This is a genomic window from Labilithrix luteola (assembly GCF_001263205.1).
In the GTDB taxonomy this organism is placed as follows: domain Bacteria; phylum Myxococcota_A; class Polyangia; order Polyangiales; family Polyangiaceae; genus Labilithrix; species Labilithrix luteola.
Window position 1 is genome coordinate 5407367 of the sequence record NZ_CP012333.1, and the last position, 22792, is coordinate 5430158.

The 22792-nt window shown below is 66.2% G+C and carries 22 protein-coding genes; 11 read left to right on the forward strand and 11 right to left on the reverse strand.

Translation table 11 applies throughout. The annotated features are described in order from the left end of the window. Together AKJ09_RS23825 and AKJ09_RS23830 are read right to left on the reverse strand one after the other, a co-directional pair. Positions 1 to 684, reverse strand: a complete 684-nt coding sequence (locus tag AKJ09_RS23825) for a class I SAM-dependent methyltransferase (RefSeq protein ID WP_169927800.1) — start codon at positions 682 to 684, stop codon at positions 1 to 3. After that, positions 681 to 1988 (reverse strand): DUF2252 family protein, encoded by a 1308-nt coding sequence (locus AKJ09_RS23830; RefSeq protein ID WP_169927801.1) that lies wholly within the window; start codon positions 1986 to 1988, stop codon positions 681 to 683. The genes AKJ09_RS23825 and AKJ09_RS23830 overlap by 4 nt, the downstream gene beginning before the upstream one ends. Before the next feature lie 24 nt (positions 1989 to 2012). Here AKJ09_RS23830 and AKJ09_RS23835 point away from each other — a divergent pair, with 24 nt between their 5' ends. From AKJ09_RS23835 to AKJ09_RS23870, 8 genes are all read left to right on the forward strand, one after another. Next, positions 2013 to 3074, forward strand: coding sequence for a tetraacyldisaccharide 4'-kinase (locus AKJ09_RS23835; protein ID WP_169927802.1), 1062 nt, complete (start codon positions 2013 to 2015; stop codon positions 3072 to 3074). Positions 3075 to 3356: 282 nt separating this feature from the next. Then, entirely contained in the window at positions 3357 to 4256 is a 900-nt protein-coding gene (locus AKJ09_RS23840; protein WP_240488570.1) for a GGDEF domain-containing protein, read from the forward strand. 17 nt (positions 4257 to 4273) lie between these two features. After that, positions 4274 to 5578, forward strand: coding sequence for an aspartate aminotransferase family protein (locus AKJ09_RS23845; protein WP_146649510.1), 1305 nt, complete (start codon positions 4274 to 4276; stop codon positions 5576 to 5578). A gap of 136 nt (positions 5579 to 5714) precedes the next feature. After that, positions 5715 to 6749, forward strand: a complete 1035-nt coding sequence (locus tag AKJ09_RS23850) for an esterase/lipase family protein (RefSeq protein WP_169927803.1) — start codon at positions 5715 to 5717, stop codon at positions 6747 to 6749. Positions 6750 to 6781: 32 nt separating this feature from the next. Next, entirely contained in the window at positions 6782 to 7933 is a 1152-nt protein-coding gene (locus tag AKJ09_RS23855; protein WP_146649512.1) for a LuxE/PaaK family acyltransferase, read from the forward strand. Further along, complete coding sequence (locus AKJ09_RS23860; protein WP_146649513.1) at positions 7930 to 8997, forward strand: acyl-CoA reductase; 1068 nt, start codon at positions 7930 to 7932, stop codon at positions 8995 to 8997. The genes AKJ09_RS23855 and AKJ09_RS23860 overlap by 4 nt, the downstream gene beginning before the upstream one ends. 100 nt (positions 8998 to 9097) lie before the next feature. Further along, entirely contained in the window at positions 9098 to 9646 is a 549-nt protein-coding gene (locus AKJ09_RS23865) for a hypothetical protein (protein ID WP_146649514.1), read from the forward strand. Between the two features lie 14 nt (positions 9647 to 9660). Then, positions 9661 to 10323: a hypothetical protein gene (locus AKJ09_RS23870; protein ID WP_146649515.1), complete on the forward strand. Its 663-nt coding sequence runs from the start codon at positions 9661 to 9663 to the stop codon at positions 10321 to 10323. A 62-nt stretch (positions 10324 to 10385) separates the two neighbouring features. Here AKJ09_RS23870 and AKJ09_RS23875 read toward each other — a convergent pair whose 3' ends face one another. The 8 genes from AKJ09_RS23875 to rpmH all read right to left on the reverse strand — a co-directional run bounded on the left by AKJ09_RS23875 (position 10386) and on the right by rpmH (position 17112). Next, positions 10386 to 10973: a DUF4388 domain-containing protein gene (locus AKJ09_RS23875; RefSeq protein WP_169927804.1), complete on the reverse strand. Its 588-nt coding sequence runs from the start codon at positions 10971 to 10973 to the stop codon at positions 10386 to 10388. A 170-nt stretch (positions 10974 to 11143) separates the two neighbouring features. Continuing rightward, positions 11144 to 12556 carry a sigma-54-dependent transcriptional regulator gene (locus tag AKJ09_RS23880; protein WP_146649517.1) on the reverse strand — a complete coding sequence of 471 codons (1413 nt, stop codon included), beginning with the start codon at positions 12554 to 12556 and terminating at the stop codon, positions 11144 to 11146. A gap of 125 nt (positions 12557 to 12681) precedes the next feature. Beyond that, positions 12682 to 13623, reverse strand: coding sequence for an MBL fold metallo-hydrolase (locus AKJ09_RS23885; RefSeq protein WP_146649518.1), 942 nt, complete (start codon positions 13621 to 13623; stop codon positions 12682 to 12684). A 75-nt stretch (positions 13624 to 13698) separates the two neighbouring features. Beyond that, entirely contained in the window at positions 13699 to 14259 is a 561-nt protein-coding gene (locus AKJ09_RS23890; protein ID WP_146649519.1) for a Jag family protein, read from the reverse strand. Positions 14260 to 14323: 64 nt separating this feature from the next. After that, the gene (gene yidC, locus AKJ09_RS23895; protein WP_146649520.1) at positions 14324 to 16069 is read right to left on the reverse strand and encodes a membrane protein insertase YidC; all 1746 of its coding nucleotides are present in this window, start codon (positions 16067 to 16069) and stop codon (positions 14324 to 14326) included. 42 nt (positions 16070 to 16111) lie between these two features. Next, complete coding sequence (gene yidD / locus AKJ09_RS56230; RefSeq protein WP_275936746.1) at positions 16112 to 16312, reverse strand: membrane protein insertion efficiency factor YidD; 201 nt, start codon at positions 16310 to 16312, stop codon at positions 16112 to 16114. Between the two features lie 119 nt (positions 16313 to 16431). Then, positions 16432 to 16920 (reverse strand): ribonuclease P protein component, encoded by a 489-nt coding sequence (rnpA, locus tag AKJ09_RS23905; protein WP_146649521.1) that lies wholly within the window; start codon positions 16918 to 16920, stop codon positions 16432 to 16434. Positions 16921 to 16953: 33 nt separating this feature from the next. Further along, positions 16954 to 17112 (reverse strand): 50S ribosomal protein L34, encoded by a 159-nt coding sequence (gene rpmH, locus AKJ09_RS23910; protein WP_146649522.1) that lies wholly within the window; start codon positions 17110 to 17112, stop codon positions 16954 to 16956. Positions 17113 to 17727: 615 nt separating this feature from the next. On the opposite strand from rpmH, the gene AKJ09_RS23915 reads away from it, so the two are divergent. From AKJ09_RS23915 to AKJ09_RS23925, 3 genes are all read left to right on the forward strand, one after another. Next, positions 17728 to 19470: an OmpA family protein gene (locus AKJ09_RS23915; protein WP_169927805.1), complete on the forward strand. Its 1743-nt coding sequence runs from the start codon at positions 17728 to 17730 to the stop codon at positions 19468 to 19470. 158 nt (positions 19471 to 19628) lie between these two features. Further along, entirely contained in the window at positions 19629 to 20651 is a 1023-nt protein-coding gene (locus AKJ09_RS23920) for a hypothetical protein (RefSeq protein WP_146649524.1), read from the forward strand. Between the two features lie 196 nt (positions 20652 to 20847). Then, positions 20848 to 21390: an HD domain-containing protein gene (locus AKJ09_RS23925; protein ID WP_146649525.1), complete on the forward strand. Its 543-nt coding sequence runs from the start codon at positions 20848 to 20850 to the stop codon at positions 21388 to 21390. Between the two features lie 12 nt (positions 21391 to 21402). Here the strand turns inward: AKJ09_RS23925 and AKJ09_RS23930 are convergent, their stop codons facing one another. Then, a complete protein-coding gene (locus tag AKJ09_RS23930) occupies positions 21403 to 22632 on the reverse strand; it encodes a CAP domain-containing protein (RefSeq protein WP_169927806.1) in 1230 nt (409 codons plus the stop codon). Positions 22633 to 22792 lie beyond the last annotated feature (160 nt).

Here is a 22792-nt window from a genome sequence, read left to right on the forward strand (position 1 = left end):
TCAAGCGGGCGTGGCGACGAGGAAGTACTCGGCCACGCCGAGCGGGGAGAGCCGCGCGCGAAGCGACGGCGCGAAGGCGGAGGCCCATCCCTCTTCGTCGAGCGCGATGCCCGCCAGCGAGACTCCGGCGACGTCGTCGCGATGCACGAACGACGTGGCGCTCGTGATCTCGATGTTCACGCCCGCAGCATGTTCGGCCGCAGCGAGATGCGGGAGCGCCGCTTTCGCGGGGAGCTCCGCGACGAGCACGCCGTCGCTCGACAGCACGCGCTTCACCTCGGCCGCCAGCCGGCTCGGTGAATCGGTCTCCGGCGGATGGGCAAGCGTGCCGTGCAGGGCGAGCACCGCATCGAACGAGGCGTCGGCGAAGGGAAGCGGCTGCCAGAAGTCCGCCTCCACGGTCGGAACCGTGCGCGAACGTGTGTTGCAAAGTGCAATCATCTTCGGCGACACGTCGAGCCCGGTCACCTGGTGGCCTCGGTCGAGAAGGGCAGGGAGCTCGCGTCCGGTCCCCAGTCCCAGGACGAGCACACGCTGTTTGCCCTCGATCTCGGCGAGCACGCGGGCGAGCCGCTCGCGCGAAGACGACCCCGAGATCGCGTACACGCGGTCGTAGCGTCGTGCGATGGCGTCGAAGAACGCCTTCGCGTCTCGCTCGTTTCGCTTGTCCCGCTCGTCCGTCATCCTTTGCTCTTGGCGCTCTTCGGGAGGATTCTGCGCATTCGCTCGCAGAGCGCCAGATAGGCGGCTTCGTGCATGCCCGCGAGCACGATCGCGCGCGAGCGAATCTCGACGATGTCCGAGCTCGACCATCGCGAATGCGGAGGCTTCGTGGCTGCACGCGCATGAGCGCGACCGAGAAGGCCGCCGAGGTAGCTTGCGAGCGAAGGCAGGTCCGCGCTTTTCAGCTTCCGTAGGTCGAGCTTGTCTTCTTGCGGAGAGAGACGCCGCACGAGCATCGACACGTTGTGGCGCCGGTAGCGGAGCAGCGTCGTACCGAGCATTCGCGGTGGGCGCGCGATGCAGGATGCGTACGCCGTGGCAACGCGAAGTGCGGGAAGGAGGTCTTCTTCGCCGCGCTTCTGCGGAGGGCGCAGCTCGAACTCGGATGCCGACGGCGCCGCTTCTTCTTTCATGTCGAAGATCCATCCACCGTCGCGGCCGCCTTTCCCCTTCAGGAGCATGGCGATGCGCAGACAGCCGAGCGAGCCGGTGCCGGCGACACGGAGCGCGACATCCTCGATCTCGAGCTCGTCGTCTTTCGGTCGCTGCGCCGGCGGAAGCGAAGCTACGTACCCCTCGAGGGCGGCGGGCACGCGCATGCGAATGTCGTCGGGCAGGTCGCGATAACGCGGGCCGCGCACGAAACGCCGCTTCTTTCGGACGACCTCCGTGCGATCGTCGAGGAGCTTCTTTCGCGAACGACCCTCGACCTGCGCGATGAGTGCGCGGACGGGCGCGGGTTCGGGAGGAAGCTTCTCCCCGTCGAACGCGCTCTTGCCCCAAGCGTCGAGGAGGCGATCGGCGAGCGAGAGCGCCACGAGACCATCGGCGCCGAGCTCGCGACCGCCGAGGAGTAGACTGGTGGTCAACCTCAGGACGTCCAGGCGCCACGGCGCTACGAGTGTCTCGTCGAAGTCGTTGAGGTCGAACAGCGCGGGCCCACCGCTTCGAATGTCCTCGCGTGCGTCGGGGCGGTAGGCGCCGAAGTTCTCGAGGTGGGCATCGCCGACGATCCATCCTTCACCCGGTGGGCCCTCGGCGAGATGGGGATGCGCTTCGAGAAGCTGGTAGAAGAGCGGCGCGGCCCCTCGGAGAAAGCCGAGTGGCGAGATGCTCATCCGTTCGAGCTTGTGCTCGAAGAGGTCGGGGAAGCGCTTGGTTCTCGCGCGATCGATCTCGAGCTGCCTCGCGGCGAGCGCGTCCGCCCGGAAGCCTTCGGTCTGGAGAACTCGGTTTTTCGCTGTCTTCGCTGCCTTGGCTGCCACGGTCGTTCGTTCTACGCGTTGTGCGTGGCGTTGTGTACCGTCGCGGGCGTGTTCGACGTGGAGGCACTCGAAGCGGAGTTGCGCATTCGGGCCGCGCGTTGGCTCGAATCGGGGCCTGGCGGAACGTCGGTTCTTTTGGGCGTCGGTCCGCTCGTTCGAGTGCTCGCGCGGGTGAATGCGCCGATTGCGTCGCACACGCTCCGCCGCCCAGCATCGATTCCACCCGGTCTACGCGTCGTGACGGTCGGCGGTGCCACGCTCGGAGGGTCGGGCAAGTCGCGCGTGGCGATGGCGTGCGTCGAAGCGCTCACCCAGCGCGGCTCACGGGTCGCTCTCATCGGTCATGCCTACCGCGCGCGTCCTGGGAGCGCTCGGTTCGTCCAGCCGGAGGACCGTCTCGCGGAGGTCGGTGACGAGGCCCTCGCGGCTGCTCGTCGCTTCGCGCGCCTCGGAATCGACGCGCCGGTGATCGTGGCGCCATCGCGCGACGCTGCGCTGGCTCGTGCCGCGACGTCGACTCCGGCGCTCGACGCGGTCGTTCTCGACGGGCCACTCCAGCTGCGTCCGGAGCCCGCCTCCCTTGCTCTCCTGGCGGTCGACGCCGCGGCGCCCTGGGGATCAGGCGAGGTTTTTCCCGCGGGCGACCTTCGTGCACCGCAGCATGTTCTGCGGTCCGTCGCGGACGAAGTGGTGGAGGTGAACGCGAGCCCACGCGCCTTCATCGTCGCGAACGAGGAGGTGGGGGCCGAGAGCCTTTGCGGCGCTCGAATCGGCCTCTTTACCGCGCTCGCGCGGCCTGATCGGCTGGTCCGCGCCCTTGCGTTGCTCGGTCTTTCGCCGGCCGTCGTCGTCGCCTGTCCCGACCATGGGCCGTTGACGGCCGAGGCCATTCGACGGCTGCAGGCCGCCGAGCCCTCCGTGGATACCTGGGTCGCGACCGAGAAATGCGCCGTTCACCTTGACGGTGTGAAGCTGGAGCGGCCCCTGGCCGTCCTCGAGGCGAGCGTCTCCCTTCCGGAGCAGCTTTTGGCGCGGATCTCGGCCATCGGAGGGCCCGTGAACCACCAGAAGACGGGAAGGACTTGAGGGTGACGAGACTCACTCCCCCGCGCAAACGCCCAGCCCGGCGCGGGCGCGACAGCCAAAACGAGGTGAGGCGAGGCGACATCGAACGACCGAGGCGAGGCGGGTCTGGGCGGGTCTGGTGCAGACCTGCGGCGAACTGCGATTGACGCCCACATTTGCTCGATGAGCGTGGCTTGACCCCTTCCTTGACCCCTTCTCAGCTTCCGCCTTACTCTCTGCACGTAGGGGCCTGAATCCGGTAAAATCGGGCTTCCTTTTGCGGGCGGCGAACGACACGTGGATGTGGACGAGAAGACACGCGTAACGACGATCGTCCAGAAGCCTGCCGGCGAGGGCAGCGAGGACAAGCCGCGCAACAACGATTGCCTCGTCGTGATTTACACGAAGGAGCCCACGCTCCTAGGCAAGCGGTTCGTTCTCGACTTCACGCCTGCACGCATCGGCCGTGGCGCGGAGAATCACATCGTCCTCGACGGTGACAGCGTCTCGCGTCGTCACGCGCACCTCGAGCAGCGAGGCAACGTGTGGTGGGCCGTCGACGACGGCTCGACCAACGGCACCTACGTCAACGACGAGCAGATCAACCGCGAATTCGGGCTCGCGAATGGCGACCGCATCAAGGTCGGTCCCACGATTTTCAAGTATCTGTCGGGCGCCGACGTCGAGGCCCAGTACCACGAAGAAATCTACCGGATGACGATCATCGACGGTCTCACGCAGGCGCACGTGAAGCGCTACCTGCTGGAGGCCCTCGAGAAGGAGATCATTCGTGCGCGTCGTCACGTGCGCGATCTCTCCTTCATCATGTTCGACATCGACCACTTCAAGAAGATCAACGACCACCACGGTCACTTGGCAGGCGACTTCGTGCTCAAGGAGCTCGCACGAATCGTCCAGGGGCGAATCCGCCGTGACGAGGTCTTCGCGCGCTACGGCGGTGAAGAGTTCGCGATCATCCTGCCCGAGACCAACCTCGACGGTGCGCGCGCGCTCGCCGAAGGTCTCCGCGAGAAGATCGAGCAGAGCCGTTTCGTCTTCCAGGGCGACATGATCCCCGTGACGATCTCGATCGGCGTGGCCCCGCTCGTCGACGCGGACAAGACCGGCATGGATCTCATCCGCAGCGCCGACGCGAAGCTCTACGAAGCCAAGCGCAGCGGCCGCAACCGCGTCGTCGGCTGATCATCGGAAGGCTTCACATGCCGAGTCAGCTTCCCGACGTGAGGGTGGGCCCTCCTGGTCCGCGATCCAAGGAGCTTTCCGCGCGTCTCGTGGCCGTCGAGTCGCCGGCCTTCGACGCCCGCCGTCAGGCGCGCGCGTCGGCGTCGGGGACGTCGCACGAGCCCATCGTGTATTCGCATGGCAGCGGCTCGAATCTCTACGACGTCGACGGCAATCGCTACGTCGATCTGACGGCCGGATTCGGAGCGCTGCTCCTCGGCTATCCGCCGAATGCACCGGAGACGGCCGCGCGTGCCGCTCTCGATACGCTGCCGCTCGCGCTCGGCGATGTGTACGCGTCCGAAACGAAGGTCCGCGCGTGCGAGGCCATCGCCGCGCTTTTCCCGGAGCCGGGCGCGCGCGTGATGCTCGGCCTCTCCGGGGCTGACGCCGTGACGTGCGCGCTCAAGACGGCGGCGCTCGCCACGAAGCGTCCGCGCGTACTTGCGTTCGAAGGCAGCTACCACGGCCTCTCGCACGGACCGCTCGCTGCCACCGGATTCTCGTCGAGTTTCCGTGAGCCCTTTGCCGCTCAGCTCGGCGACTTCGTGACGTTCGTGCCGTATCCCAATTCGGATGCCGAGCTCGAGACGTGCCTTGCGGCGGTTCGCGTAGAGGTCGCGACGGGGGCGTTCGGAGCGGTGCTCGTCGAGCCGATCCTGGGGCGCGGAGGCTGCGTCGTTCCCCCGTCGGGCTTCCTCGCCGGCCTGCGGGCGATTTGCGATGAGACCGGTACGCTCCTCGTCGCCGACGAGATCTGGAGCGGCGTCGGTCGAACCGGAAAGATGCTCGCCAGCGCGTACGAGTCGGTCGTCCCCGACGTCGTCTGTCTCGGCAAAGGCCTCGGTGGTGGCCTGCCGATCTCGGCGTGCCTCGGCCGCGCCTCGGTGATGGACGCCTGGGGCGCGCACGGCGGCTCGACGATCCATACCGGTACGCACTTCGGCTCGCCGCCCGCGTGCGCCGCGGCCCTGGCCACGCTCGAGGGGGTTCGCGGACTCGTCGACCGCGCAGCCCACGTCGGCGACGCCTTCCGCGCGGAGCTCGAGGCCGCGTGCGGGGCGAAGGCGAAGGTTCGCGGTCGTGGCCTCATGATCGGCATCGAGCTCGCGGATGCGAAGCAGGCTCTCGCCATCGCGCGGGCGCTGCTCGTTCGCGGCTACGTCGTTCTCACGGGCGGCATTCGTGGTGATGCGCTGACGCTTTCGCCGCCGCTCACGATCGAGCCCGAGCTCCTCTCCGCGTTCGCCACGGCGCTCGGCGAAGCGCTCGCCAAGGCCTGACCAGCGGATCGCCGGTCCCCCATCCTGGCCTGTCACGGTCGGAAGGAATGGATTCGGATGGCCTGATTTGCCGAGAAAGAAGGCAGATTCGCCTTCGAACTCGGCAGGTATGTGTGTTGCTTACATCGTTGCCGCGATGCGAAACACCACGACCCTGACCGTTGCCGCCGCTCTGGCCGTCCTCTCACTCGCCTCGATCGCGGGCTGCGCCGACACCGACGAGTCGGGGGCCGACACGGCGGCCGGCGAAGAGGCCTTCACGGCGAAGCCCTCGAGTCACGCGATCGTGCTCGCGCACGGCTTCGACGCGTCGACGACGAATCGCTGGAGCTTCTACAAGGTGGCCGACAAGCTTCGCGCGGACGGCAACGTGGTGCATGCCGCGCAGGTCTCGCCGTACAGGGCCGTCCCCGATCGCGCGGTGCAGCTCGCGGCCCATGTCGACGCCGCTCTCGCCGAATGTCGCGCGCAGCCGCGGTGTGATGCCAGCAAGGTTCACATCGTCGCGCACTCGATGGGCGGCCTCGACGCTCGCTATCTGATCTCGACGCTCGGTTACGGCGATCGCGTGGCTTCGCTCACGACGATCTCGACACCGCATCACGGTTCGCGCATCGCCGACGTGCTCGTGAAGATCATTCCCGACGACTTCGACGGCGCACTCAATGCCATCGGAAAGGCCTGGGCCAAGACGTTCACGTCCGACGAGCTCGCCGAAGGAACCGATCTCGAGGGAGCGCTCCGCTCGATCAGCGAGCAGTACACGACCGAGACGTTCAACAAGGAAGTGCTCGACGATCCGCGCGTGACGTACCTCTCGTGGGCGGGCGTCAGCAACTTCGCCGCCATTCCGAACACCGCCGATCGCGAAGCGTGCGAGGGCAAGCTCACCACTTCGTTCGGCGTCCGCGACGCGATGAACGTGACGCTCGTTCCTGCAGCAGGCTTCGTGGCTCACGGTGTCTCGCTTCGCCCGAACGACGGCATGGTCACGGTCGAGAGCGCCAAGTGGGGCAAGTTCATGGGCTGCATCCCGGCGGATCATCTCGACGAAGTCGGCCAGCCCAAGCACGACAGTCCGGACTCGTGGACCGGCTTCGATCACCTCACGTTCTATCGCCGACTGGTTTCGAAGCTCGACGACGAAGTCGCAGCCGCCGCGCGACGCTAAAAAGAAGGCCCAAGCGTGCTAGGGAAGGGGGCGTGGACTCCGCGTCTCGCTCCGCCCGCCTCGCTCGCAGCACCGCTCTTCACGAGCGCGCTCGCGCTCTCGTCTCCGCGTACGAAAAGGAAGCACCGGCGCCCGAGTCGCTCGATTCGCTGGCATGCGACCTCGCGCGGTTCCAGGCCGAGTCGATCGAGGGCTACGCGCGCCTCTGCAAGGCTCGCGGTGTCGATCCGGCGTCGCTCTCGCGCGCCGAGGACATTCCGGCCGTTCCCACCGACGCGTTCAAGCTGACCCGTGTGGCCACGTTCGAGCCGGAGGAGACGCGCGCTGTCTTCCGCACGAGCGGCACCACGCAAGGCAAGGAAACACGCGGTGAGCACGCGATGCGCGACCCGTCGACCTACGACGTGGCGGCGGTCGCGTTCGGTCGGCAGTGGCTCGTGCGTGACTTCGCACGCGACGGCAAGAAGGTGCCGGTCGTCGTTCTTTCTCCGCCGCCATCGATCGCTTCGGATTCGTCGCTCGTGCACATGTGCGCGGCGTTCGTCGAGGCGTTCGGAACGAATCCGGGCGCGGAAGCGACGTACGTGATCGACGGCGAGGTGATCGACCTCGGCGGCTTCGACGAGCGTGTCGCGGGTGCCCTTACGCGCAACCAGCCGATGCTCGTTCTCGGTACGTCGTTCGCTTTCGTTCACCTGCTCGACGCCCTTGGTGACGACACCTTCCCGCTCCCGCCCGGCACGCGCGTGATGCAGACCGGTGGCTACAAGGGCAAGAGCCGCGAGGTCCCGCCCGAGGTGCTCCGTCGCGAGCTGGCGCGCGTATTCGCCATCGACGAACGCGCGATCCTGGCCGAATACGGCATGACCGAGCTCTCGAGCCAGTTCTACGAGAAGACGCTGTTCGAGCCCGAATCGAAGAAGGGCGTCTTCGCGGAGCCGCCTTGGGCTCGCGTGATCCCCGTGGACCCCGAGACGCTCGTTCCCGTCGCGGACGGTGAGATCGGCATCGCCAAGATCATCGACACGATGAACGTCGACAGCGCGGTGGCCGTTCTCACGCAAGACCGCGTGCGCCGCGTGGCGGAAGGCGGCTTCGAGGTTCTCGGTCGTGCGCCGGGCGCGCCTCCTCGCGGCTGCTCGATCGCGATCGACGAGCTGCTGGGGCGCGAAGGAACCTCGTGAGCCCGCGGAGCGTTCGCGACCAGGCTGCTCGCGTCAGCGACGTGAAGCGCCTCGTGGACGCCGCGCGTGACGTAGCTCGGAATCGCGGCGCCATCGCGTCCGAGCTGGTGGCGATGACCGGTCTTTCTCCCGAAGGGGTGGACCTCGCGTTCGAGAAGCATCTCGAGCTCCGCCCGAGCGACGCCGAAGTCGCGAGCCTCGTCGCTCGTGCGGGAGATGCGCCGAGCGTTGCGGTGGTCTTGTCGGCCAACGTCTTCGTCGGAGCTCTCCGTGCACTGGCGATCGCGCGTGCCGCGTCCGACGACGTGATCGTCCGACCTTCGCGGCGCGAGCCCGTGTTCGCGCGGGCGCTCGTCGATGCCGCGCGTGCCTTGGGTGATACCGGCATTCGGCTCGACGAGGCCTTCGAGGTCGCGTCGCTCGAGAGAGGCGAGATTCACGTCTATGGTCGCGACGAGACCATCGACGAGGTCCGCAAGAACGCACGCGTTCGGGTTCGTGGCCATGGCAGTGGGATGGGCGTCGCGTGGTTGAGCGAGCGAGCCGAGCTCGAATCGGCTGCGCGGTTGCTCGCCGACGACGTCGTGGCGTTCGACCAACGCGGATGTCTGAGCCCTCGGGTTGTCATGGTCGAAGGTGACGACGCTCGTGCCGAGGCGTTCGGCGAGGCACTGCACGAAGCTCTCTCCCGTTACGACACGCTCGTGCCTCGCGGCACGATCCCGGCGGACGAGCGACCGGCGGCGGCTCGTTACGTCGACACGATGACGTACGCCGGAAGCGCCATCGTCGGTGCGGGGCACGTGGTCGGTGTGGCTCCGGCCGGCTCGGCCTTCGTGCTGCCGCCTTCGTGGCGTCACGTCCACGTCGTGCCCTCGTCGAATGCCCGAGAGGCTGCTGCCTGGCTCTCCCCGGTCGCGCGCGGGGTCGTGACTCTCGGAAGCAACGACCTGTCTGCCGCACGGGCTCTGGCCGGCGTCGTCACGACGTGGGCGCGCCTCGCAGAAATAGGCCGAATGCAACGGCCCCCGCTCGACGGGCCCGTGGATCTTCGCGAATTCTGATTCGACCACGGTCAGGCACGCCCGCGCCCGTGCCTGCGCACATCGGACCCCTTCCTCCACGACTTGAGGGACTGGTTCGATCGAGTGGTACTATCCCAACATGCGCGGTTTGTTCGTTTTCGCGTCGCTCATGGTCTGCTCGATCGTGCCGTCGCTTGCACGTGCAGACGAAGCCTCGGGCTCCGTACCGGAGGCGGAGGCCTCGACGGGCGCAGGTAGCGTTTACGACCCGCTCGGGATGTCGTCGAGTTTGCGCTCGCCGGATCTCATGGTGCGCCGAGCGCGCGAGATGCTCGTGCGTGCGAAGTTCCTCGACGAGACGGCGACGTCGGACGAGAGGCTTGCGGCCGATCTCCTGCTGCGAATGCCTACGTTGCGAAAGTCCGCGAGCAGCGCGCGAGAGAAGGCCGACCACGCGACAGCCTCCGACCTCGAAGCTCTCGCGCAACGCGCCGACGAGCTCGAGGCCGATCTGGCCGTGAGCGAAGCGGAGGTCACGGTGAAGAAGCGTCTCGCCGCGGACAATCGACGAATGGCGCGTGAGCTCCGAGTGCGGGCGGTGGGGCTCGTGCGCGAAGCCACGGCGGCGGTCCAGGTACGAAGCCCGGTCGCCGTGAGAGCGGACGGCATACGCAGCGACATCTTCTGAGACGAGTCGATCAGGTGGGGGACCAAATCGAGAACTGGGTGGTGTCGGCGATCCTTCGCGAGGTCGAACCTCGTGCTGCGCTCGCGAAGATGTGTGACGCCTTCGGTCACCACTTCGAGGCAACGTGCCTTGCCGTGCCGAGGACCGCTCGCTCGGTGTCGGCCGTTCTCGCAGCGCCTTCCACCGTCGCCGACGTTTCGGATCTCGCGTTCGCGATCGCGACCAGCGCGTCACTCGACGACATCGAATCCGACGCACAGAAACTGGGCGTGACGTGGATTGCGACCGAGGCCATCGGTGGGCTCGACGAACAGCCGCTCGGCACGCTCGTTCTGTTGGGCCGCTCGGACTTGCGCGTCTCGGACGACGCGATGAAGCGCGCGGCGCGCCTCTGCGGGGTCGTGCTCGATCGCTATTCGGGCGAGAGCACGCTGGCGCGCGTCGCACATCGACTCAACAACGCCCTCGCGAGCGTGATGGCGAATCTCGATGTCGTCGCCGCGGCGTGCGACGGAGAGGACATGCCGTCGCGTCCACCGCTGCCTTCGACGGCAGTGTCTGGCGTGTCTTCACGACGGGAGCTCGGTCGCGCGGCCTCCGAAGCGGTCAAGAGTGCCCGCCGCGCCGCGGCTCTGATCCACGATCTCGTCGAGAATCCGGAAGGCCCGGCGTCTTGAACGCCCGCGCACGTTGACCCGTGCGCTCGCGCATGAGCGAAAGGCGATGGCGAACCTGAACCTCATTCGATGACGTTGAGCTTCGCCAGGCTGTCCTCGACGTTCATCGTAGGCTCCAGTGATTCCGCTTCACTTGGTACAGCGATCGTTGGCTGGGGCAGCAGCGCGTGTTCGACGTCCAACCCGCCGAAGAGGTCTTCGAGGTCGTCCGCCGGGGGCGGAGCTTGAGTCCATCCGGTGCGTCCCGTGCCGGTCTCTTCGCCTCGATTCCTTTCGTCGAGTCGGCGAAAGCTCTCCATCAAGAGCTCTTGCCAGTCCGACGTGATGGACAGTTCCTGCGTGACGTCCCCTCGCCGCATCGAGAACTCTCCACCACTCCACATCATGATTTCGAAGAAGGCCTCCTCTCCTTTCCCTCGTGCCGTAACGGCATGACGAATCGTACCGTGCTCGAACCACACCTGGCCGTCACCGGAGTGATGTCGGATGTCGAGTCGACCGGTGGTGTTGGAGAGCACGTAGAGCTGAACGACGTCCGGTAGCAAGAAGTGCGGTCGCACCGTCGCGAGTCGCGTTGCGAGCGACGACGCGAGCACTTCCTCGTCGTCGACGAGCAAGATCCGTCGGCGCTCGCGCTCCCTGCTCGCCATCGAGGAGCCCATACTGCACCGCCTGTGCCGCTCTTTCAGTGCGCGCGATCGTCGCTCGTGCGTGCTCCAGAACACGAACGCGCACGATCTGGATTCCAGAATATCCAAGTTTCGTCCGGATTCTGAACGAACACGTCCAGAGCATGGACGCGGGATCGAGCGGCGACGCGTCAGTCGCTGTCGCGCTCGCCGAGTCTTCTGGGCACGGTCATGCGGATGCGCGTGACCTGGATGCCGTACGTTTTGACCTTCTGATAAAGGGTGCTGCGCGGAATGCCGAGTCGTCGCGCGGCCGCTTCGACGCGTCCACGTTCGGCCTCGAGCGCGCGTTGGATGTGCTCGCGTTCGACATCCTGCAGTGTCTGCGAGGACGTTCGCGTGCTTTCGGTGGTGGGGATCGCCGCTGCCGACTCCGCATGCTGATCGAAGCGCACGTCGGACGCGCGAATCACGTTGCCGGTTCGGAGCAAGAGCGAGCGCTCGAGGACGTTCTTCAGCTCCCGGACGTTGCCCGGCCACGGATGCGAGAGGAGTCGAACCTCGGCGCCGGTGGAGAGCGAGATGTCGCCGGCGCCCAACGTCGAGAGCAAGTGCAGTGAGAACGGGACGATGTCTTCGCGCCGATCGCGAAGGGGAGGGACGGTCAGCGTGACCGTGCTGATGCGGTAGTAGAGGTCCGCGCGGAAGGCACGACGCGACGTGGCCGCAAGCAAATCGTGGTGCGTGGCGGCAAGCAGTCGAACGTCGGCCGAGCGTTCCTTGACGTCGCCCATACGACGAAAGCGTTTCTCCTCGACGACCTTCAGCACCTTGGGCTGGACCTGCAGATCGATATCGCCGATTTCGTCGAGGAACAGAGTTCCGCCGTGCGCGGCGTCGAGCAGACCTTGCTTGCTGACGTGCGCGCCCGTGAAGGCGCCCTTTTCGTGGCCGAAGAGCTCGCTCTCCACGAACTCGCGGTTCAGCCCTGCGCAGTTCACGTCGACGAAGGGACCCTTCGAGCGCGCGCCGAGCGCATGGATACGTCGTGCGAGCGCGCTCTTGCCGGTGCCCGTCTCTCCGAGGAGGAGGACGGAGCAATCCGAATCGCGCAGGCGCTCGACCTCGTCTTCGAGCAAGCGCATCGCCGCCGAGCGGGGCTCGAACGGAAGGATGGCAAAGCGCGAGAGCTTGCTGGCTTGCCGACCGCGACGACGTTCGACGGCACGGCCGACGATCTCGACGAGCGAACGCATCTCGAAGGGCTTCGTGAGGAAGTCCTCGGCCCCTTCCTTCACCGCGCGCACGGCGACGTCGATCGTGCCGTGACCGGTCATGATGAAGATTGGGACGGAGTCGTCGACCGAGCGCAGGCGCGGGAGCAGATCGACCGCATCACCGTCGGGGAGGCGGAGGTCGATGACGGCTGCGTCGGGCAAGGACGCGCAGAATACGTTGACCGCCTCCGTGCAGCTCGCTGCTTCGAGGACGTCGAAGTGCGCTTCACGGAGCGCGCTCGAGAGGCCGTAACGGAGTTCGCCGTCGTCTTCGACGACCATGATTTGGGGCGTCGTCCTCTGCGCACGTTCGACTACGGCCTTCATGCGAATAGTCGATCATACGGAGGACAGGGATCTCGCGAAAGCGTGGTCCCAATCGCGTTCGCGCCTGCGGCAGCGCGTCTCCAATCGTGATGACGATGTCGCGCGCGACAAATGCGAGCAGCGGATTACCTTCGTACGAGCGATCGGGTTTCACCGACGTCCATCACCCACAAATCGTGGTGCGCTCGTGCGTGAGCGTCGGACGTCTCGCTCCACCAAGCACGGATGCGATCAGGCGGCTCACCGAGCGGTTCGTCGGTGAGCTTGAACGTTCCCCAGTGCATGGCGACGAACGTCTTCGCACCGAGTAATTCGAATGCGCGTCCTGCCTCTTCGGGGCCCATGTGTTGGGCCTGCATGAACCACACGGGGTCGTACGCTCCGATCGGAAGCATCGCCCAATCGATGTTAGGAAAGCGCGTGCCGATCTCCGCGAAGACGCGTTCGCTGAAGGCCGTGTCGCCGGCATGGTAACTCGTGCCCTCGCTCGACTCGTAGACGAAGCCTCCCCAGAGCCGCTTGTTCCGATCCCACGGAACGCGCATGGACCAGTGCTGCGCGGGAACGAGCGTCACGCGTAGGTCGCCGACCTCGTGCGATTCCCACCATCCGAGCTCGACGACGTTCGTGAGCCCCTCGTTGCGTAGGAGCTCGCCGTTGTCTTTTGGGACGATGTAGAGTGCATCCTTCCCGATGCGCCGGAGCGTCGGCATGTCGAGATGGTCGTAGTGCGAGTGCGAGACCGTCACGACATCGAGCTTCGGACAAGCCTCGAGCGCCACGCCGGGGGCCGTCAATCGTCGCAAGCCGTGGATGGTGGGTGACCAGATCGGATCGGTCGCGAGCAGCTTTCCACCGAGCCGCTGCACGAAGGTGGCGTGGCCGATCCACGTGAGGTGGGGCGTGGTCTCCGCGAGCGCACCGCCGTCGTTCTCGCGGCGCGGCGTCTCGAAGGGCGGTCCGGGCTTTCGTTTACGTCCGGCGAGCGGGTCGACGAGCTTCCACTTCAGGATGTCTCCGAAGCTCTTGTCCGGCGTGGTCCCGTCGAGGTTCCTATAAACAGCCACGCCCCGAGGATAACTCCTCGAGGCGTGCTGGCGAGACTGGCGCGCCGTCGAAACGGCGCCCTTCGACGTTGGAGGTCAGGCCGTCGGTGCGGCGGCGCCTTTGACCGGGATGATCTGGACGCGGCGGTCCGGACCCTCGCCGTGGCTCTCCGTGCGGACACCCTGGATGTCCTTGAGGGCCATGTGCACGACGCGGCGGTCGCGCGCGGTCATCGGATCGAAGGTGATGACCTTGCCCTCCTTCGCGACGCGACGCGCGAGCTTCTTCGCCATGTCGGCGAGCTGATCTTCGTGGCGCGCGCGGTAGCCCTCGGCGTCGACCGCGATGTGCTTGCGCGGCTCGCCCGGCTTGTGGGCAACGCGCGTGGTCAGGTACTGGATGGCCTCGAGAACGCTGCCACGCTTGCCGATGATACGGCCGGCGTCGGGGCCTTCGATCTCGAGGCGGATCTCGTCGGCCGAGCCTTCGCCGTCATCGGGAGCGAGCGAGACCTCCGCGTCCATCTCCATCTTCTCGAGGAGCATCTGCACGAAGCCGAGCGCACGCTCCGTCTGCGGATCGAGCGGTTCTTCGACTCCGGAAGAGCTGGGGTTTCCTGCTTCCACGGCGTGCTCTTTCTGTTCGGTGCTGGACACTTGCGTTCCCCTTTCGGAAATCTTCTCTCGTGCGCGCTAGCGCGTCAGGCGCGTCAGGCGCGCCCTAGCTCGTCTTCGAGCTCTTGCCGCCGAGCTTCTCGTTCTTCTGCTTCACGACGATCTCGCGGCTGGGAGGCTCGGAGCGAGGCGCGATCTGCTCGACGACGAGCTGCTGCGCGATACCGAGCATGCTGTTCGTGAGCATGTAGACGCCCAAGGCAGCCGGCAAGAAGAGCATCATGAAGGTGAAGACCGCCGGCATCATGTAGGTCATCATCTTTTGCTGCATGGGGTCCATGCCCTGCTGCGGGACGATGCGCTGCTGCAGGATCATGAACACGCCAAGAAGCAGGGGCAGGATGTAGAACTTGTCCGGCGCCGACATGTCCGAGAACCACAGGAATTTCGTGTGGTACATCTCGACCGCTGTCTGGAGCGTCGTGTACATCGCGAACCAGACGGGCATCTGGACGAGCTGAGGGAGGCACCCGCCGAAGGGGTTCACTCCGTGCTTCTTCCAGAGCTCCATCATCGCCAGGTTCTTCGCCTGCGGGTCGTCCTTGAACTTCTCGTTCAGGGAGTCGACCTCGGGCTTGAGGCGGCGCATCGCGATCGTCGTCTTGATCGACTTGAACGTGAGCGGGAAGAGGAGCAGGCGGAGGCAGATCGTCATCAGGATGATGGCGAGGCCCCAGTTGCCCGTGATGTGGTCGTGGAAGAACTCGAGCACGCCGACGAGGAACCGCGCGACGGGCGAGAAGAAGCCGAGGTTGATGACGTCGCCGAGCTTCGCCGTGGGACCACCCGCGTGCGCGAGAACGTCGCGCTCCTTCGGGCCGAAGAACCCGACGTCGTGGTAGGTGACGGACGCGTTCGGAGCGAGCTCCCTCGCGGGGTAGACGAGCTTCGCGTGGTAGACGGTGGACGCGTCGTCGGCCGACTGACCGGCCGACTCGAGCCATTCCTCACCGAGGATCTCGCACGTGGGCACGTCGCTCGTGGCGCCTTCGCCGGCTTCCGGAACGAGCGCCTGCGCGAAGTAGTGGCTGGTGACCGCGGCGTAGCGATCGGCGCCGGCGACGGTGACCGAACCGGCCTTGAAGTCGTCTTTGCCTTTGCGAACGACTTCCTTGCCGGCCGCGCAGGTGAGCTCCGTCTGCCACGGCGAGACGCGGCCCAGGCTGCCCTTCACGTCGGCGTTGCGACGGAACGCGTAAGTGCCGATCGAGTAGCGGTGACGCTTCGGCGCGCTCGCGAGGTTCGTGACCGTCGTCTTGACGTCGAGCTCGAACGGGCGCGTGCCGGCCGTGATGGCCTTCACGAGACGGACGTTCTCGTCCTCGTACGTGAACGTGCAGCTCTTGTCGCCCTCGGCGCGGGGCGAGAGCTTCCAGTTGAAGCGGTCGTACCGGACCTGGTCGCCTGCGTCGGGGCCGCGGAAGAGCGTGCGAAGCGAGCGCCAGCGCTCCTGATCCGGCGTGGTGGAGAGATCGAATCCGTCGACGCCCGCGGCGTACTGCGCGTCGCGCAGGATGAGGTGCGTGAGGCTGCCGCCGCGCGACGAGAACGTCGCCTCGAAGCGGTTGCCCTCGATCTTGCACAGCTCACCTTCGGTCGGGGCGTTCGGCTTGTCCGGCGAGACCGGAGCGTCGATCACGTCCGGGACGAAGTCCGGCGCATTGATGTACGTCTCGGGCGGGAGGTTCTGCCCCTTCTTGTTCGAGCCGGTGATGGCCGGCAGAACGAAGAAATAGATGAGCGCACCGGCACCGAGGAGAACGACCCAACGCAAGACACTGCTTCGATCCATACGAGCTTCTTTCGTGCGCTTTCGTGCGGTTCTTCTGGCGCGTTACCGGCTCGGAGGGGGGTCGTACCCGCCGGGGTGAAACGGGTGGCACTTACACAGGCGTCTCACCGAAAGCAAGCTGCCGTGGAGCGGCCCGTGCGTCTCGATGCACGCCATGGCGTACCGAGAACACGAGGGCTCGAATCTGCAGACCCGACCGAGCAGCGGAGACAGCAGCAGCTGATAGAGCCGAATCAGGCTCATCAACGCCGGCTTGATGAGGTTCGAGAACGTGCCCATCCCGCGAGCCGGAAGATGAGGCTGCTCGTCGCCCTGCGCCACTGGCCGAAGGGCGGAAAATCGACGGCGCTCGTGCGTCGCGATCATGTTGCGCTTTCCGCGCCCTTCTGGGCGATCGCGCCTCGCAACACAGCAGCGCAACGCTTGAGGACGGCCGATCGGGCACGCGACCATTCCGCCTGCACGTCCGCGAGCCCAAGCTCTCCGGCGCCGTTCCTCGCGATCACGACGAGGTCGACCCCGTCGGGGAGGAAATCCGGCCAGAGGCGGAAACACTCGCGGCACAGGCGCTTGATCCGGTTCCGCACCGGAGCGCTGCCGATCTTCTTCGTCACCACGATCCCGAGACGGGCGTGACCAAGGGAACCCGGAGAGTCCGATGCATTTCGTTCAGCGTCGCTACGACGTCGCGTCGTTCGCGCTGGAGATGCCGTGACCAGCAACACGAAATGCGGCGTGGCCGTGCGCACGCCCTCGCTCTGGACCCGCAAGAAATCGGCCCGTCGAAGGATGCGCCGTTCCGGACCAAAGGCGAACGCTCCATGTTTGGAGCGGCCATGATCCTGCGTCATCTCGACAGGCCGAGTCGGACGCCCGAAGGCGACTTACTTCTTGAAGATCGAGACCGTCAGGCGCTTGCGGCCCTTACGACGGCGGTTCGCGAGAACCTTCGCACCGCCGCTCGTCGCCATGCGCGCGAGGAAGCCGTGCGTGCGGAGACGGCGGGTGTTGTGGGGCTGATACGTGCGCTTCGGCTTGGCCATGGGACGATCCGGTTGAAACCGTTCGCATTCTTTGCCGGCCTCATCGCTCCTCCAAACCAAGAAGGGGAGCAACGAGGGGGGCTCGAACGGGGCGCGAAAAAAAGCACTCTTCTAGTGCTCTGTCAAGCTGGACCCGTCCACTCGACCTGAATCGGGGGCGCTTCCATACGTGACGGGGGCGCCAGCCTTACCACATCCGGCGCCGCGCGCCTCTCTTCTCCCCGCGAATCGGCCTCGGTTTCCCCCGGTTCCTTGCCCCTTTTCTCTTTCTTCGAGGACTCTTCGCCGAGTACGCTCGCGGTGCGAAATCGGGAGTCGTCCAGCTTCTGGACCCTTCCCAGGAGCCTCGGATCGCAGCTCTAATGTGCGTACCGAGATAATTCGGCACTGAGGATTCGACGATTCTGACCCGCCCCCTCGCCGACGCGAGGACTCAGCACTGACAAGACCGCCCCTCCCTTATCGAGAGGGCAAACGCGAGCTGCGGGACGAGTCGCCTGCATTGGGCCAACCCAACCGTAAGACGTGGGAATGAGCGAAGAACAAGACAAGGTTTCTGGTTTTCGCCGAACGCGGCGGCCTCGCTCGCCTCGTAAGGCGCGCGTCCTTGCTGGTGTGACGGTCGCTTCCGTCGGCCTCGCCGCGCTTCTCGCGCCTGGCGAAGCGAAAGCCCAGCAGAAGACCTTCCACCTCGACCGCCTCGAGATACCTGGTGCCCCGGAAGACGGCATCGCGCTGTTCCGGCCGACGACCTCGCAGCGCAACCTCGTCTACGGGCAGCTAGGCATCGGCTACTCGCTGAGGCCGCTCAAGACGCGAAACATCACGTCCGACACGTCCGTGCTCGCGCGCTCGCGCACCAGCGTGATTCAGGATCAGCTCACGATCTACGGTAGCGCGGGCTTCCAGCTGCTCGACCGCGTCACCCTCGGTCTGACCTTCCCGTTCACGCCCTGGCAGACCGGCGGCAACCCCGACTACGGCACCGGAAACGTGACCGGCGTCGGCCAAACGCGCACGACGTATGTCAATCCGGACGGTCCGACCGCTTCGGACCTCCGCATCGATTTGCGCGGCACGGTTCTCCGCAGCGACGATCGCAAGACCGCCCTCGGCGCGCAGGTCTCGGTGTTCGCACCGACCGGCACGACCTCGAATCTCGGCGGCGACGGCGGCGCGGGCGCGCTCCTCATGGTCACCGCCGAGCACACGATCAAGTGGATCACGCTCGTCGCCAACACCGGCGTCCAGTTCCGCCCGCGCCGCGCCATCAACGATCCCAACGGCGGATCGGGTCTCGGCATCGGCGACGAATGGCGTTGGGGCATCGGCGCGTTCGTGCCGCTCAAGGACGGCAAGTACCGTGTCGGTGGCACGATCTTCGGCCAGACCGGGATCGAGAGCGACAGCATCATCGGCAAGACCTTCTTCACGAAGCAGAACACGCCGCTCGAGTGGCAGCTCGAAGGGCGTATGCGCTTCGGTCCTGCCGACCACTGGTGGGTCGGCGCCGGTGCGGGCAGTCGTCTCTTCGTGAATGCTTACGGCGCACCGGACTTCCGCGTCGTCGGCATCCTCGGTGCGTACGTCCCGATTCTCGACTCGGACGCGAAGTCGCCCGAGCGCAAGGCCGAGATGCGCGCGCGCTGGCGCCAAGAGCGCATGAGCGATCGCGACAACGATGGCATTCCGGACGACATCGACGCGTGCCCGGACGAGCCCGAAGATCACCAGGGCGGCGACCCGAACGACGGCTGCCCGATGCCGCCCGATCGCGACGGCGACGGCATTCCGGATCAGTACGACAAGTGCCCGGACAAGCCGGAAGACAAGGACGGCATCGACGACGGCGACGGCTGCCCCGAGGACGACGCCGATCAAGATGGCGTGCCCGACGCGGTCGATGCCTGTCCGAAGGAGCCGGGCCAGAAGAGCTCGGATCCGAAGAAGAACGGCTGCCCGAGCTTCATCAAGGTCGAAGGCAACGTGGTGCGTATCCTCCAGCAGGTGCACTTCGCGACCGCCTCGACGACGATCCTCCCGGAGAGCTTCCCGATGCTCCAGGAGATCTCGAACCTCCTCAAGGCGAACCCTGCCATCAAGCGCATGAGCATCGAAGGCCACACGGACAACCGTGGCGCCGCCGAGCTCAACAAGACGCTCTCCCAGGGCCGCGCCAACTCGGTCATGAACTGGCTCGTCCAGCACGGCATCGAGCCGGCTCGCCTCGAGGCGCACGGCTACGGTCTCGAGCGTCCGATCGAGGACAACTCGACGGAAGATGGACGCGCGAAGAACCGCCGCGTCGAGTTCAAGATCGTCGAGGAAGAGGACACGAACACGTTCAAGAAGAAGTAAGGCCCTAGGGCCGCGCTTCTCGAACGCCCGAACGGCGGCCTGACTCTCCGGAGTCGGCCGCCGTTTCTGTTTTTGTTCCGCTTGTCCGCTTCGGTGCTCGAGGACGTTTTCGGACCCCGCGCTTGGAAAACGTCCTGCGTGCGTACATCCAGTGACGCATGTCCAAGAAGCTGTTCGTCGTCGCGACGCTCACGGTGCTCGTTGGAACGTTTGCGGTCCTCGACGTGGGCTGCTCATCGTCCGACGACGGTGCGATCGAACAGACGGCGGTCGTCGACGCGGGAGGCCCGGAGGTAGACGCCTCGAAGGCCAAAGACAGCGCTGTCGTCGGCGACGAGAAAGTGCCCTCCGAGGAGGAGGGGACCGTCGGCGCGACGTGTACGCGCAAGAGCGATTGCACGGTTGCGGGCACGATCAACGACAACGTTTGCTCGAACGAAGCGTTCAGCGATGGCGATCACTTCGCCAGTTCGGTGTGCATCCAGCTCGCGTGCACCCGCGGGCCTGGTGGCTCGTTCGAGGAAATGCTCTGCGACGACAAGGCCGGCTTCTGCTTGCCCAACGCGACGGGAAGTCTCGAGGGGACGTGCCTTCCGCTATGCCTCTACTCGTCGACGTCGTTCTTGCAAGTGTGCAAGGGCGACAACCGATGTGCGTTCGCCCATCCTGGAGCGGACAACAACGGCGTCGCCGTCGCAATTGGCTATTGCACGGGCGGATGCAACGTCGATGCAGATTGCAAAGGAACGCCCGGACAGAGGTGCCAGGTCGAGACCGGCACGTGCGTGAACGGCGACAAGGTCGCTTCGTTCGCGAAGAAGCTAGGCGAAGCTTGCGATGGTTCGGCAGCTTCGCCGGGGTGTCCTTGCGCGTTCGGTAAGGACGAGACCAAGGGCGTTTGTTCTCACGCGTGTCGGGCCGGAAGTGCGGGCAACGACGTCTGCGCGGCCGCCGGAGGCGACGCGAACTGGAAGTGCACTGCGAAGCTTCCGACGACGCTGACGCCCTCTACCGGAGGAACGCTTCCAGGCTTCACCGGCCAGCCTGACGGCGTCGTCGGCTCGTGCGCATTCGCGTGTCCGAATGGCGATGCTGATTGTGCGGCCCTGTCGACGAAGAGCGGTGCCGCGCTCTCTTGTGTCGAGTTCGCCGACGGGAAGTACTGCGACTTCCCGCGATGACTCTCCCTCACCGCCAGGTCCATTTTCGATGTTCGGATTGGAATCGATGGCACGGCCACAAGCCACGATCGACACCGTGACCGACGCGAAAAAGTAGCGCGCCGCGTCGAAAGCGGGATCTATCGACGGTAGCACTTGCCATTGCCGAATCGAAATTGGGTAATGTTGCAATGCCTTGTCGGGAGGGAAGCAGACGATGAATCGTGTCGTCAGCCCCGAAGCTGCTCGTGAGATTCTCGTCGCGCTGGGGGCGCCGCGGCGCTTGATGACGCACGGTCGGCTCGTTCTCGAAGCCGCCGACGAGCTGTTACGAGCAATGCGCACGCTCGGGGTCGACGTCGACGAGAGGCTCGTCCGGGCCGGCGCGATGCTGCACGACGCGGGCAAGATCCTTCACCCCAACGAACTCACGAACCCGGGAAAGAATCACGAGGAGGCCGGCGAGGCCATGCTCCTCGCCCAGGACGTCGACCCTGTGGTTGCACGCTGCTGCGTGACCCACGCGCAATGGGCCTCGTTCGATTGTTCGCTCGAAGAGCTCCTGGTCGCACTTGCCGACGCTCTATGGAAGGGCATTCGACGCGATCCCATCGAGCGCCGTGTCGTCGACGAGGTCGCTCGGCGGCTGCGTGGCGACGCGTGGGAGAGCTTCGTAGTCCTGGATGAGTGCTTCGAACGAATCGCCGAAGCCGGTCCCGAACGCCTCGAGCGCAGCGTCCGGGCCGACGCGGACGCGTAGGCGTGAAGTGTTCTACTTGGCAGCGAATACTTCGCACACGTACACGCTTCCGTCCGCGGCTTCGGCAATACCGACACCGACGTGCGTGTAATCTGCACGTAGGAGATTCACCCGGTGCGAGGCGCTGCCGTAGAGCGTTCGATGTGCGAGCTGCACGGTGCGAGCGTGCGCGACGTTCTCACCGACGACGCGGCCCGTATAGCCCTCCGCCTGGAAACGGGCGCGGAGGTCGCCTTCGCCGAGATCATGGGCGACCGTACGGCCTTCTCGCATGCGTTCGGCATGGGCTCGCGCAAGGCCATCGAGCGCACCGTCGCGTACGAGCGGGCGCAGCCCTTCGGCGTTGCGTGCGCCGGCGATCATCCGCACGAGCGCCTCGTGGGCGCCACCATCGCCCTCGGCGTCTTCGCCGGGCGCGACGTCCGTCTCGGGCGCCTCGGGAGGCTCGTGGTCGGCGAACACGCGGGCCTCGAGAAGTGGGCGTGGGCCATTCTCGAGGTCGCCGACGAGCTGCACCGTGAAGGCGCCAGGACGCTCGAGCGCGAAACGGGCGCGGACGACGCCGCTCTTCTCGTCGAGTGACGTGGGAACCGTGCGAGGGATGCCTCTCGAGCCAAGCAGAACGAGCTTGGCGGCGCGGACGGGGACGTGCACTTTTGCTTCGAGCGAAAGCCACTCGCCTGCGCGTGCGCGCGAGGGCAAAGGGGAGAGATCGGCGAGCGCGTCGACGGCCACGCCGACCACCATCTCGCCGCCGTGCGGCGTGCGCGCGATGCCGACCGCACATCGGGTCGACGAACCACGAAGGCTTTCGAGCTTCGAACGAAGGACAGCGTCGTCGAGCGGTGCCTGTCCGGACGCCGCGAGGATGCGCGGACTCAGATGCGGCTCGCCGGCGGAGCGAAGCATCCATGTGACGGCGTCGGGATCGGGGGCGCCGAGGCCCTTCGCGCGCGTGGCGGCGAGATCGCGCGCGACCTTCTGGAGCGCAGCATCCGACTCTCCGCACGCCGTCGCGAGTGCTGCTTCGCGAACGTTGCCCTCGGTGAGTGGGGCGGGGGAGCGGGTGAACGTGGCCCAACGCTCGGTGCGCGCGTCGGCAACGGGCCGGTTCGACGGTGCGCTCGCCGAGGACGTCCGCACGAGCGTGTTCGAGTCCTGATCGCGTGCGAGCTCGCTCGGCGTGCACGAAGCAGAGGAGGTGGCGAAAAACGCAAAAAGAGCGAAGGCGATGCCGCCCAACGCTCTTTCCGCTCGCAGCGAGTTGCCTAGCTGCGTTTCTTCTCGGCGCGCGCCGAGCCACGAGTCAGGAGTCGTCTGCGCTCGTTCCGATGTCCGAGAGCGAGGCCGACGCGGAGTCCCAAGAGAAACCCCGCGCCCACCGCGAGTGCTACAAACAATC

Bases quoted from the DNA above. Each gene is read 5' to 3' on its own strand.
- AKJ09_RS23825 (WP_169927800.1), bottom strand. From the start codon at position 684: ATGACGGACGAGCGGGACAAGCGAAACGAGCGAGACGCGAAGGCGTTC.
- AKJ09_RS23845 (WP_146649510.1), top strand. From the start codon at position 4,274: ATGCCGAGTCAGCTTCCCGACGTGAGGGTGGGCCCTCCTGGTCCGCGA.
- AKJ09_RS23850 (WP_169927803.1), top strand. From the start codon at position 5,715: ATGCGAAACACCACGACCCTGACCGTTGCCGCCGCTCTGGCCGTCCTC.
- AKJ09_RS23865 (WP_146649514.1), top strand. From the start codon at position 9,098: ATGCGCGGTTTGTTCGTTTTCGCGTCGCTCATGGTCTGCTCGATCGTG.
- AKJ09_RS23875 (WP_169927804.1), bottom strand. From the start codon at position 10,973: ATGGCGAGCAGGGAGCGCGAGCGCCGACGGATCTTGCTCGTCGACGAC.
- AKJ09_RS23880 (WP_146649517.1), bottom strand. From the start codon at position 12,556: ATGAAGGCCGTAGTCGAACGTGCGCAGAGGACGACGCCCCAAATCATG.
- yidC (WP_146649520.1), bottom strand. From the start codon at position 16,069: ATGGATCGAAGCAGTGTCTTGCGTTGGGTCGTTCTCCTCGGTGCCGGT.
- yidD (WP_275936746.1), bottom strand. From the start codon at position 16,312: ATGAGCCTGATTCGGCTCTATCAGCTGCTGCTGTCTCCGCTGCTCGGT.
- rnpA (WP_146649521.1), bottom strand. From the start codon at position 16,920: ATGACGCAGGATCATGGCCGCTCCAAACATGGAGCGTTCGCCTTTGGT.
- rpmH (WP_146649522.1), bottom strand. From the start codon at position 17,112: ATGGCCAAGCCGAAGCGCACGTATCAGCCCCACAACACCCGCCGTCTC.
- AKJ09_RS23920 (WP_146649524.1), top strand. From the start codon at position 19,629: ATGTCCAAGAAGCTGTTCGTCGTCGCGACGCTCACGGTGCTCGTTGGA.
- AKJ09_RS23925 (WP_146649525.1), top strand. From the start codon at position 20,848: ATGAATCGTGTCGTCAGCCCCGAAGCTGCTCGTGAGATTCTCGTCGCG.